Source organism: Devosia sp. Z11_6 (assembly GCF_058133665.1).
On record NZ_JBYUNQ010000010.1, the window covers coordinates 21,872 to 34,722 of the forward strand.

At 58.7% G+C, this 12,851-nt stretch carries 8 protein-coding genes; 2 read left to right on the forward strand and 6 right to left on the reverse strand.

Features of this window, described 5'->3' with window-relative positions; translation table 11 throughout:
* Positions 1–268: 268 nt before the first annotated feature.
* Complete coding sequence (locus AC3YMN_RS18890) at positions 269–3,850, forward strand: YobI family P-loop NTPase (protein ID WP_489891231.1); 3,582 nt, start codon at positions 269–271, stop codon at positions 3,848–3,850.
* A gap of 484 nt (positions 3,851–4,334) precedes the next feature.
* Positions 4,335–5,954, forward strand: a complete 1,620-nt coding sequence (locus AC3YMN_RS18895) for a carboxylesterase/lipase family protein (protein ID WP_489891232.1) — start codon at positions 4,335–4,337, stop codon at positions 5,952–5,954.
* A 105-nt stretch (positions 5,955–6,059) separates the two neighbouring features.
* Here the strand turns inward: AC3YMN_RS18895 and AC3YMN_RS18900 are convergent, their stop codons facing one another.
* The 6 genes from AC3YMN_RS18900 to AC3YMN_RS18925 form a co-directional block, all read right to left on the reverse strand.
* On the reverse strand, positions 6,060–7,352 hold the full coding sequence (locus tag AC3YMN_RS18900) for a LysR family transcriptional regulator (protein ID WP_489891233.1): 1,293 nt from the start codon (positions 7,350–7,352) through the stop codon (positions 6,060–6,062).
* Between the two features lie 56 nt (positions 7,353–7,408).
* Positions 7,409–8,098, reverse strand: coding sequence for a FadR/GntR family transcriptional regulator (locus tag AC3YMN_RS18905; RefSeq protein ID WP_489891234.1), 690 nt, complete (start codon positions 8,096–8,098; stop codon positions 7,409–7,411).
* A complete protein-coding gene (locus AC3YMN_RS18910) occupies positions 8,095–9,657 on the reverse strand; it encodes a carboxylesterase/lipase family protein (RefSeq protein ID WP_489891235.1) in 1,563 nt (520 codons plus the stop codon). Before AC3YMN_RS18910 ends, AC3YMN_RS18905 begins: the two co-directional genes overlap by 4 nt.
* On the reverse strand, positions 9,650–11,182 hold the full coding sequence (locus AC3YMN_RS18915; protein ID WP_489891236.1) for a tripartite tricarboxylate transporter permease: 1,533 nt from the start codon (positions 11,180–11,182) through the stop codon (positions 9,650–9,652). The genes AC3YMN_RS18910 and AC3YMN_RS18915 overlap by 8 nt, the downstream gene beginning before the upstream one ends.
* 14 nt (positions 11,183–11,196) lie before the next feature.
* Positions 11,197–11,664: a hypothetical protein gene (locus AC3YMN_RS18920; RefSeq protein ID WP_489891237.1), complete on the reverse strand. Its 468-nt coding sequence runs from the start codon at positions 11,662–11,664 to the stop codon at positions 11,197–11,199.
* Positions 11,665–11,729: 65 nt separating this feature from the next.
* On the reverse strand, positions 11,730–12,743 hold the full coding sequence (locus tag AC3YMN_RS18925; RefSeq protein ID WP_489891238.1) for a Bug family tripartite tricarboxylate transporter substrate binding protein: 1,014 nt from the start codon (positions 12,741–12,743) through the stop codon (positions 11,730–11,732).
* Between the last annotated feature and the right edge of the window lie 108 nt (positions 12,744–12,851).

A 12,851-nucleotide genomic window follows, 5' to 3' on the forward strand; every position in this document is an offset into this window, starting at 1 on the left:
CAACGCGCCCCATTCCGGCCTTCCACTAGTTTCGAGCCTTCCAAAACCAGACATCCACTCCGTCACACACGCGCCGGACGTCGGTTGTTCGACTCTGTCGGAATGGCCGCGGACACAAACTCAGCGGCCGGCCAGTCGCGCATGCGAAGGTGCAGGCCGACAAGGGCCCGCGGCCCTTGCGGCAATTGCCGTTGCGCGGGCGTAGCTTCTTGGGCTCTGATATGCTCTGCATTGTCGGTACGAATAGTTTCGCTTGAGGGGCGCACCGTTGTTGAACTGGGTTACCAACAAGGCGCGTGCGGCATTTCAAAGATTTTGCATTACCGAGCCACCCAAACCGACCGCGACAAGGTTTGTTGATCTGGCTCCTACTGGGAACGTTGAAAATGCGGGGATATATTTCGAGGCTCTTGATTACGCCACCAGCAACGAAGACGTGCTCAATATAGCGCTGACCGGGCCCTACGGCTCCGGCAAGAGCAGTGTCATAAAGAGCTTCCTTGCTAGGTATTCCGGTTTTCCATTGCAGTTATCTTTGGCGTCCTTCCTTCCGGATGGCGAAGAACCCGGAAAGGTAAGCAAGCAAGAAATCGAGCGGAGCATCCTCCAGCAAATCCTCTATGGGGTTGATGCTCATAAACTGCCATTTTCCCGGTTCAAGAGGATTAGGGCGCCGAAACGCATTGCCATCGGCACGTCACTGCTGGTCACGGTCGGCCTCGCCTGCGCTTGGTACCTGCTCTCCAAGCAAGACGAATTTATTTCAGGCGACCTCCTCGATCCGTTCCAGCTCAGCAACTGGTTCAATTACCTCTGCATCGTGGCAGTTGGGGGTCTGGCGTGGAAATTCGTGCACAGCATCTACACGAACAGCCTCGGTCTTTCCCTGAAGAGCATCTCGCTGAAGGACGTGACGATCGCCCCTGCCGCGACAGACCAAGAGTCCATACTCAACAGGCACCTTGACGAAATCCTCTACTTTTTCCAGTCCACGAACTACGACTTGGTCGTTATCGAGGATCTGGATCGGTTCGAGAACCCGGACATATTCGTCACCCTCCGAGAGATCAACGGCTTGATCAACTCAAACGAAGGGGTCAAGCGACGGGTCCGGTTCCTGTATGCACTGCGCGACGACATATTCGCCAATACGGATCGCACGAAGTTCTTCGAGTTCATCGTCCCCGTCATTCCGGTCATCAACCACTCCAATTCGATCGACAAAGTCCTCGAGCAAGGCCAACGGATCGAGCTAGACAAGCGGCTGAACAAGCAATTCGTCCGCGAGGTGTCGCGGTACCTAAGCGACCTCCGGTTAATCCGGAACATCTTCAACGAGTATGTGGTCTACTCTACGAACCTCGATGCTGATCAGGAAGGCCTGCTCGACCCCAACAAACTGCTAGCCGTCCTCATCTACAAGAACACGATGCCCGGGGATTTCGCAGCCTTGCATCGCCAGGAGGGGGTGCTGTCGCAGGTATTGGCCGGCTACCAGCAATACGTCTCCAAGGTCGAAGTCGGCATTAGACAGGAGATTTCGGCCATCGAGGCCGACCTGGAACTCGGCGAAGCACAGGCTCTCCGTGACCATTCCGAGCTACGCAAGGTGTATGCGATGGCGATCGTGGAGCGCGTGCCCGCCAACTACTCTATCATCCAAATCCCAGGTGCCGCCATCAACCTCAGCCAGATTTCAGAGGGCGACACTCTGGAAAAGCTTCTTGCACAAAGGACGGTGACTCTTTCCGTCCCGCATTATGGGAACCGGACAGCGGTTGATATCAGCGATGTCGAAGACTCAATGGATCCGACCCGCTCATTTGAGGAAAGAAGAGCCGACATGGAGCTCAAGTCGGCGAAGTTCCGACAGAAGTCCGAGAAGCGGGTCCGGGAACTTACCAAGCAATTGTCGACCGTTCGGATCCGGAGATTCAACGAGGTCGTCCGCGAGAGCGCCGAACTTATCGAAGAGCTGTTTGTCGGTGCGGGTGAAAACCAGGATCTTCTGAGATACCTAATCCTCGAGGGCCACCTGGATGACACCTACTACCAATATACTTCCCTTTTTCACCGTGGCCGCCTGTCCCCAAACGACAACAGCTACCTGATCAAAATTCGCGCCTACAACAATCCCCCTCCGGATTTTCCTCTCGACAATGTCGTGGAAGTGGTCGCCTCAATGCGTGCGACGGATTTCGGGCAGGCATATGTGCTCAACCGATTTATCGTCGACCACCTGTTTACCGACGCGGTTGCAAATGCCACCCGCATTACCGATGCCATACGCTTCATCTCGGACAATTTTCTCGCCAGCGCGGATTTCTTCCGCAGCTACTACGCCACGGGCACCCTGGTTGCCGAGTTCATTGAAACACTCGTCGCGAAGTGGCCATCCTTCGCCTCAGTGGCGTTGGATGGGGCGGAGGGAGTGCCACACGCCGCCCGGATGTTGGCCTACACTTCCGACAGGGTCTTGAACGTAACTGCAAACGCAGGCCCGCTAAAATCGTTCTTGTCTGAGAACGCTCGCCAAGTTCTTGCTGAGCCGGTGGATATAAACGTGACGCGCTTCCGGTCACTGGGCGTCCAAGTAACAGAAGTCGCTTCGCTGGCCGAGTATCCGGAGGCTCAATCCTTTGTCGCTCAAGAGGGACTTTATCGCCTAACCATCGAGAACATCAGGCACGTCCTGGGTCACGTGGTTCGCTGGCCCCACATGGAGACCCTCGAAAGCCGGCATCTCACGACATTACAAACCGCCAACGACAAGGCGCTGCTCAAGCGTATCGAAGCAGATTTTCCGAAGTATGTGCGCGATGTGCTGCTATCCCTGCCAACGAACACCAATGAAAATCAACGGGCGATATCGACGGTACTGGAACGGGAAGACGTCAGCCTGGACCTAAAAGCCGGATTCCTAAGAAGGCAAACCGAGAAGTTCCCGCATCTTAAGGACGTTCCGGCTGAATTCCAACAGCTCGCCTTGGAAGGACAACATGTCGAGCCTTCCTGGACAAACTGCCTGCACTACATGGGCTCCGACGCCTATGACGCCGATGTTCTCACCGATTATCTTCAAAAAGAACAAGTCGTTGCGGCTCTGGCACGTCAGCCAATTCCGGACGGCGAAGCGGCGCAACCACTCCGGCAGTTCGTCTTAGGCAACGATTCCCTCGATGCGGACCATTACCGGTCTTACGTCCGGATGCTGCCGCGCCCTTCCGTAGCTTTCCCAAGCGTCGATGAGGCGAAGAGAAGGGTGTTGATCGAGGAACACAAGGTCATTTTCTCGCCCTCATCCTTCAACGAGCTGGAAGAAGAAGAGCTACAGGTCCTGTTCTTGTCGGTGAATTTCGCGGCCTACGAAGCCGACAAGCCGGGCTACACGATCAACGACGGATTCCGCGGCAAGTTGCTACGCAAGGTTCCAGAGGCACAGAAGCTCGCGGTTCTGGCGGACATGAGCGAGGATTACATTGCCTCAACTCCGCAGGTAGCCGCCATCGTGGGCCCGTTGCTTGAAAGGTCCCCGGAGGCCAAGTTGGATTACAGCGTTGACGTCATCAAGGCGGTGCTCGTTCACTCGCCCGGGATCAACGTGCAGATCTCGCTTTTGAACAAGATGCATCAGCTGCTGTCGGTTCTCGACGTTCGCGAGGTCCTCGCGCACCTGCCCAGCCCGTATTCGGACATCGCAACGTTTGGCAAGTTCCCGAGACTCGAAAACAACGACAGAAACCGAATGCTAGCTCGCTGGCTTGACGAAAGAGATGTGATCTCCTCGTTCAAGGAGACCCTTCTTGGTGGGGAGATAAGGATCAACACCTTCAGAAAAGACGGCAGTTAGCATCAATGATCGTTGCAGGTATGCAGGCCGCGAAGCGGCCCGTCGTGTCTCCACCCACCCCACCCCAGTCCGCCGTGCACGCATGTGGCGAGTGTCTGCTTGCGACGAACATTGTCTAGCAGCTGACTGACCGCTCCCGGCCTCAAAGTCGCACTTTACTCCACATTCGATATCCTTACAGCCTGATTGAATAACGCGGGCCAACCATACCGGGTTAGCATCCGGCGTCTGATCATTTTCGAGCAGCAAATCTACCGGTTCCATACTTGCCTACATAAAGACAGGGCAAGTGCCCATCCAGTTGACCAGGTGTGCGGTCTGATCGGCAGTGCACGACAGCATCCCGCCGGCGAGGCCCGCGCTAGATCGGAAAACTGGAGGTATGCTGTTTGAAAGCATCTCAAGGGAGGACTCAATGCATTCGAGTGTAAATAAAATGGGCCGACGGCCCCTATTGGGCAACTTGCTCGCCGGAACAGTGCTGTTGAGCGGGCTCATGGTGACCCTGCCTGTCGCTTTCGCGGCTCCGATCGACGTTGTCGAGGTTGTCGGCGGCAAAGCCCAAGGCGTTCCAACTGACATTGCGGGCGTGCAACTGTTCAAGGGAATTCCGTTTGCGGCTCCTACATCGGGCGCCAATCGCTGGCGCGGCCCGCAGCCGGTTGAACCGTGGGAGGGCGTCAAGGTCATGGACCGGTGGCCGGACCAGGTAGTGCAGGACATCAACCTTAATCCCGTAGGCCAGTTCTGGGGCGACGAGTTCTACTACGACCGGGCCTTCCTGCCGCCAGCAAGCGAGAACTCCCTCGCGCTCAATCTTTATACGCCCGCCAAAAGCGCGGATGAAAAGCTGCCGGTTTATGTCTGGATCCATGGTGGCGGCAACGATCACGGCTATGCTTCCGAGATCGAGTTCTGGGCGTCCAAGCTGGCAGAACAAGGCATCATCGTCGTTCAGGTCCAGTATCGCGTCGGTCCAATGGGATTCCTGGCCTTGGAGGAACTGAGCCAAGAGGGTCCGGAAGGGGCCTCAGGCAATTATGCTCTGCTCGACCTCGTCGCGTCCCTGCAATGGGTCAAGGACAACATCGCCAATTTCGGCGGCGATCCCGCCAGCGTGACCATTGGGGGGCAGTCCGCCGGAGGGCGTAACACCATCACGCTGCTGAGAAGCCCGCTGGCAAAGGGCCTTTTCCAGCGCGCTGTGGTGCAGAGCGGCTTTGGCGGCATCCTGCCACTCGAGTTTAAATCGCTCGAAGACGCTCAAGCCGATAACGCTGCCGCCATCGAGGAAATCTTCGGCAAGCCCATGAGCCTAGACGAGCTTCGGGCCCTGCCGACCGATGACTTCATGCAAAATAGCGTCGGGGATGACATCCTTTACATGGCGCTCGACAAGAAGGTGGGCGAGTACATCATCGACGGCTATTCGCTGACCACGGACTCGGTTGATCTGCTGCAGCCAGGAGCCTTGGACGGCATTGATCTGATGATCGGTGGGGCTTCGGACGAGCGGACGTCGCAATGGGGCGGCCCTGACAAGACCATGTCGGACGAAGAATTCGCCAAAACCATGACGGACCTTTATGGCAACGAGGACTGGAAGGAGGCCTACCAGCCTTCGGACCCACAGGATGCCTATCGTATGACACTGCGCGCCAGTGCTGACCTCGAGTTCCAGAAGGCGTTGATTTCGGCTGAGTATGTCAAGGCCAACAACCAAGACAGCAATGTCTACGCCTTCTACTTCAACCACAGCCCACCGGGCCGGAACTCGGAGTTCTACGGTGCCTACCACTCGTCCGATCTGTGGTACTTCTTCAACTCCATGCGCGACTGGCATGGCCAGCGCCATTGGACCGACGCGGACAGGCGGATGGGCGAGACGATCTCCACCTATCTGGCCAACTTCGTAAAAACGGGCAACCCAAATGGCGAAGGTTTACCCGAATGGGTGCAGCCCGACGGGGCGCCGAATTTCACGCGCTTCAATGCCGGCTACGCTTATTCGGTGACCGAAACGCCTTATCCCTCGCGCGACGAGGTAAACCGCATGCGCGTCTTTGAGCTGAGCGGCATCGAGCAGTCTGCCCTGACGAACTAAAGAAAGATGCGGTCGCGCCCTTGGCGTGGCCGCATCCCGAGTAGCTTCTGGCGGCGTGCGACCCGCGTGATCCACGCTAGGAGCTGCCGCGAAACCCTGACGTTGTTACGCTGCTGAGGCATCGGCAGCCGAGCGTCCCGGCAACGACAGGGTTGCCGCCACTGCCCTGAGATGATCGAGAAAACGGGCGTGATGAGGCGGTGCGAAGAATGCCTCTCGCCGGTAGATGACCACCTCGCGTGGAGGGATAGGCAAGGAAAACGGCAGGGCAACGAAGTCGGTACCGTTTCCACCAGCTTGCATCTCGTGCTCCGAGACGATCATCAGCCGATCGCTCGAGCGCAGCATGGCAAAAGAGAGCGCGGCCGAGCGGGTTTCGACCGAAATTCCGTTGGGAAGGCCGGTGTCCTTGAAAACCTCCTCGCAGGCGAGCCGCAGCGCCGTTTGAGGAAGTGGCAGGATCCACTCAAACCTGGACAGATCCTCGACCGAAACGCGACGGGCAGTGGCGAGCGGATGGCTGCGGCGGCAGGCCACGGCAAAGCGGGTTTGAAAGAGGTTTTCTCCTTCCAGGCCCCGCGTATCCACGCCAGCTTTCTTGGTGCAGATTAGATAGTCCAACTCTCCCGACCGCAACTTGGCTGCCATCACAGGAAAGGTGTCGTCGATAACTCTCAGCACCAATGAGCTCTCGCTGTCGGGAGAGTTCAAGATTGCCAAAGGGATCAAGACCAACCGCGCAAAACCGAGGCAGCCGATGGCAATGGTCGGGCGCGGTGTCTCGACATAAGCCGCAAGATCATCAATCGCATAGTCCAGCTCCCGGATAGCCTGACTAAGCCCCTCAGCCAAGACCTGACCGACAGGGTTGAGAAAAATCTGGTTGTCCCTGCGCTCAAACAGAACGCAACCGAACAGTCTTTCGGTATCCCGCAGCCTCGTTAGAACGGCGCTGGCGGATACCCCCAACGCGGTTGCCACTAAACGCGCCTGGGTGAGCCTCGCGATACCGACAACGGCAAGCATGTGCTGCCAGGTCAATGCGCCAGTAAGGCGAGCACATTCATGCCCCTTGCTCAATTGCGCCTGCATAAGGGCCGCCGCAACTGCCGCTTCAAACATCGTGAAGAACGCCGACAGTCGTCGGCTCACCAGTTCGCCCGCCGGGGTCACTCGGCTTCCACTGGAGCCCCTTTGCAATAGCCGAGTACCAAACATCCCCTCGACCCGCTTGACCGCGTAGACGACGCTCGACTGCGACATGTGGACGGCTTCGCTTGCCTGATTGAGACTTTCCAGTCTTGCGGCGGCATCGAACGCCCGCAGATGCCGAATGTTGATGTCGCGACCGGTGCCAGCCGATCTAAAGCAAGTGGTCAATCTGGCTGTCATCGACATACCCCGCTCGGTCTCTCCGCTTCCGTCGATCGGGCCCGCCTGTAGCGGAGCAGAGTTTACGCCTCTAGAATTTGCCCGTGCATGCCGCGTTGGACCCGTTGTAGATGGCCAAGCATGAACTGCTCAGCCACTTCGGGTTCCTGCTGCTCGATCGCCTCGACGATCCGCTGGTGTTCCTCAAGACTGGGATTGGAGGGGGATGGAGGCTGCTTATCCCTGAGCCGCCCCCAAAAGGCCACGTGCCGGACATTGTGCAGTGTCTCGAGGAAATGGGTCAGGGGCACATTGCGCGTCGCTTGGGCGATGGCGATGTGCAACTTGCCGTCCCAAAAAGCATATTCCTGGAAGGTCTTGGCGGCCTCGGTTCGCATGAGGCACCGATGCATCTCGTTGATCTGAGACGAGGATGCATTGAGCGCCGCAAGGCGCGCGGCGCTCGGCTCCATGATGAGACGCGCAGTCATCACGTCGGTCGGGCTGGTGCGCGCCGCCAATGCGGAAGTGCTTTCCCCGGCGTCCTCGGGGCGCGCGCCAACAAAGGTGCCCTTTCCCACATGGCGCCAGATATAGCCCTCGGCTTCCAGCTCGCCGAGCGCATGGCGCAGCGCGCCGCGTGAAATTCCCAGTTGCTCGGCGAGTTCCCGCTCAGGCGGCACGCGGCTGTTCACCGGCCACTGCCCGCTCGAGAGCCACTGCTTCATCTGCTGCGTCGCGGCGATCCGATTGCTCACTATGGTAACCGTCAAGCTGCTCCGACGACCATGCGCTCGTCATGGTCCGGATTGGTTTCAAAGCGCGACGCCGCATCAAAGATCATGGTTTGTGCCCCATCCGGTGTCACGCATGGCCAGGCCGGCAATCTGGGATGTTCAGGATTGCCATGCCGGGCAAAAGCGACCCAGGCGTCGGCCACGATTTCACCCAGGCGGACGGCCTCTTGGCCGCCCCCTGTGCCGTGGCTGCAGCGCTCGACATTATTGAACACAAACGGCAATTCGGCATTATGGTAGGCTCTGGGGCGTCCGTCCAAAAGCGGCGTTTGCCAGCAAAACCAATATAGCCAAGCGGGGGCTGCGCCAAGAGCTGCTTTGCCCTGCGCCTGCTCAACGGCACATTGCCGGATGGTCGCCGAATAAGCGCGCGACATGATGTCGAAGGGCCGATCGTCGGGATGGCGGTCCCTGAATGTCGTGAGTACCGCATCTGCCGAAGGCCCAAACGAGTGGGCGAAGTCGGCTGCCACCTCCTCGAAACTGAGCTGTTCCAAATCAGGCTGGCCTATGGCGTGAGTAAACTCATTAAGCGTGGTTCCCACCAGCATTGGCACCGAAGCGCTGATGGCAGGAGTGTCCGGCCAGCCGCCATGGCGCGGAAGGACATTTCCGTCAACCACCGGCTCCCAGCGAATCCGTCGATTGCGACGGGCCGGATTGGACGGCGGCGAGAGCCTAGCGACTGCAGCGAGTTCAGCGCGACTCAATTGAGCATAGGGCACCTCCTGCAACTGGCTTGCATCGGCATGGGGCATGCCGAGTTCATCCAGCACGGCCGCGGTCAGCGACAGCGATGTTTCCACATCCATTTGGCGCAGGGCGCAATTGCTTTGGACGATGGCGCGGTGAAACAGCCCCTTGGCCGCAGGCATAGCCATCAGTGTCGTGACTTTGCCGCCACCGCCCGATTGCCCAAAAATGGTGACGCAGTCGGGATCGCCGCCGAAGGCCGCAATGTTGTCGCGCACCCATTGCAGCGCCAACACTATGTCCAGCATCCCGACATTGGCCGAAGAGGCGAACTCGTCTCCAAAGCCACTGAGGTTTAGGTGTCCGAGGACATTGAGCCGGTGATTGAGCGAAACCACGACGACATCGCCGCGGCGTGCCAAATTGCTGCCCTCATAGGCAGCCAGATCGTGGCCGGAGCCCAGGGAATAGTGCCCCCCGTGCAACCAGACGAGGACGGGCCGACGGGCAGTATCGAGACCCGGGGTCCAAATGTTGAGGCGCAGACAGTCTTCGGATTGGGTGCCACCCTGCAGCCCGTTCAGCAAAGCATCTTCCATGAAGGCGCGATCGTCGGGCGAGCTTGGCCGTCGCGGCGCCTGGGGTGCGATATCGCCATGGCAGTAAGCCAGCCGAACCCCGGTCCACGGTGCGGCCGGGCGTGGAGGCATGAAACGCCCCCGACCAAAAGTGTCCGCTCCATAGGCAAGGCCCAGAAACGTGTGGATGCCGTGGTTCTCAAAACCCTTCACCTGCCCCGCATTGGTATGGACCACGGGCGTGTCGGTGCGAAACTTAGTCATCGTTGCCTGCCATTGCTGCTTGCGCCAGCACACCATTTTTTCGGCGGGCACGAATAAAGGGGAACACTGCCGAAGCGAGGGCCATGAGCCAGATCACGTTGCCGATGGGTGACGAGAACAGGATCATCGGGTCGCCCTGACCGACTCGAAGAGAGCGCAGCAGATAGGACTCGAATAGTGGCCCCATCAGCACGCCAATCAGCATGGCGGTGACTTCGTAATTGGTCTTGCGCGCGATATAGCCGATCACGCCGAACCCAAGCGCCACGCCGATATCGAAGATGTATTCGCGCTCGGAGAATGCGGCGACTGCGATCATCGAAAGGATGAGCGGCACCAGAAAGCGCGTGGGAATCCACACCACGCGGCTCATATATCGAGCAAGCGGGACGATCAGGATCAGCATAAGCAGATAGGCCACGAACATCTGTACGAAGACGCCATAGGCGATCTCGGGATTATCGGTGAACAAACGGGGCCCAAAGATGACCCCATTATAGGCCAGCACGATCATCATCACGGCGCCCGTTGCGCCGCCGGGGATACCGAGGGCCATCACGGGAACCAGCGTACCGGAGGTCACGCCATTATTGGCGGATTCCGGTGCGATGACCCCGCAAGGGTGTCCCTTGCCGTATTCGTCCGGAGTCTTGGAGAAGAGCTTGGAGTAATGATAGGCGATAAAGGCCGCGACGGTGGCCCCGGCACCGGGCAGAATGCCGATAATCAGACCAATCAACGAGGTCCAGACGATCTGCCACGAGTATTTCACCGTGAGGCGTAGGCCATCGAGGGTGTCGAGCCAGCTCGCGCGACGAGCCGTTGACTGGTCCTTCTTGTGCACGACGGAATCTTCTTCCAGCATCACCAACGCCTCGGAGATGCCGAACAAACCGATTAGGGCGGCAATCAGGGGAACGCCGTCATAAAGCTGGGCGAAGCCAAAGGTGGCACGCGGCGTGCCAAAGATAGGATCGGCACCAATTGAACCGATCATCAGGCCCATGAAGCCGGCGATTAAGCCCTTGAGCATGTCTCGCGAGGCGATCGCCGCGATCAGGGTCAGTCCGAGCACCATAAAAGCGATCATCTCGACGCTGCGGATCACGTAGCTGAGCTGGGCCAGCAGCGGCAGCGTCGCGATGGTGATTGCTGTGGTAATTAGGCCGGCCAGGACCGATGAGGAAAAGCAGAGCACCAGCGCCTGCTGGGCCTTGCCCTTCCGCGTCATCGGATAGCCGTCGATGGCAGTTGCCGCGGCCCCACCCTCGCCGGGCATGTTGAACAGGATCGCCGGCACGCCGCCCCCCAGTTGGGTAGCGCAGTAAAGCGCGATCATGAAAGCTAGAGCCGATGTGACGTCCATGCTCAGCGTGAGCGGCAGCAGCATCATCAAGGTGTTCTGCGCGCCAAAACCGGGGAGGATACCAACCACGATGCCGATAAGGGTCGCGGGTAGAATGATCCACCACAGTCCCAGGTTCTGCATAAAGAGATCGCCCACGAGAGCGAAAGGGAATTCCATGGCTTTTGCTCTTGTTAGGGCAGGATCGACAGCAGGGCGTGTTCAAGCGCCCCCTGCGGTAGCCGGCTCCCGGCCAGCCAGATCAGCAAAATGAAAACGAAGCTGGCAGTCGCTAGGGAAATGCCCGCCAATTGCCAGATGTTGCGCACACCCATGATCAGCATGCCGACGCAAAGCACCAAGGCCAGGCCAAGCGTAGTGCCGGTGAACGGCAGAAGGGCAGTGAAGACCGTGAGGGCGAGCAGCAGGGCCAGGCGGCGTCGGTTGTTCTGGGAGTTCTCGAACAGGTCGCCAAAGCCAAAGCTGATCCTGCCGGCCAGCGCCTGCCGGAGCGTCAGCAGCACCTGAAGAGCACAAAACAGCAGCAGCACGGACCCGATAAACCAGCCAGTGCTGCGTGCTTCCCAGGTCAGCCCTACGGTCGAAATCATGTAGTAGGCCGTCAGTCCTGCGGCAAGCACGGGTATGATCAGGGTTGCCAAGGCGGACTCGTTGTCACCCCGGCCATCGGCCGGGGCTTGATTTGGGGACATATCCGTCATGGTCGTCAGCTGGCTGCCGTGATCTGAGCCTTGAAGCGCTCGGCGACCTCGGCGATCCCCTTGGCGTAAGCCATGCAGCCTTCTTGATCGAGATAGCGCATCGCGTCCCAGGGCTGGGTTGTTTTCTTGATGCCTTCCTCAAAGCTGGGCTCGGCGAACACCTTGGCCGCGGTAGCCTTGAGCATCTCGAAATCTTCGGGATTGGCCTCGATCCAGTCATTGTGCATGGCAAAGGACCGCGTGGTGTAGAAGTCGGGCAGATCCGTGCCCAGCACGTCGTTCACCAGCGGCGCGTTCTCGTTCATGTGCGCCAGCTGATTCTTGGTCCGATTGAACACCGTAAGAACCCGAAGCGCACCATTGGCCTCGTTGGGTACGCCCGAAATGCCGCCGCCACCCAGCTCGACTTCGCCATTGACTACAGCCGTCAGCGCCGGGTTCCCGCCTCCGTATGGGATCAAGTTGAACTGCGCCCCGGTTTCTTCCGCCAAGGCAAGCAGCCCAAGGGCGCCCGGATGGGCCATCCGCGTCATCGAAATATTTACGGGAGCTTTGCGTGCTTCTTCGATCACGTCTTCAAGGGTCTGGAAGCGGCTGTCGCGGCGGGTAAAAATGCCGCAGTCATCCACGTCCACACCGCAGAAATAGGTGTAGTCCTGAGGGAACTTGTAGCCCGGACTTTGGGTGACATACATGATCATCTCGGGGCCCATGTTGCCAAACAGCATGTTGTAGCCGTCATGAGCCCGCTGGTTGATGAACAGCTCGTAGCCGACCTGTCCGCTGGCCGCGGGGTGGTATTCGAACTCGAAGGACTGGTTGTTAAGCATGGGCGACCATGAATTGGCGAAGGCACGCACCATCATGTCGGCATTGCCACCCTGCCCGGTCGGCACAATGACATTGAACCGGCTTGAGGGATAATTGTCCTGCGCAAAGGCTGGCCGCATGGCGCCAAGCGCCATCGCGCCCCCCATCCCGATCAGCATGTTTCGGCGATTAATCTTGAAGTTGGTCATGAACTCCTCCAGGGGCTTGGCCAGTTATGGGCGGACCAATTTTCATTTTGGTGTGCTTGCGCCTACAATGAAATCTGGTAATCAGCCTGTCAACAGGCGTTTGGGCTT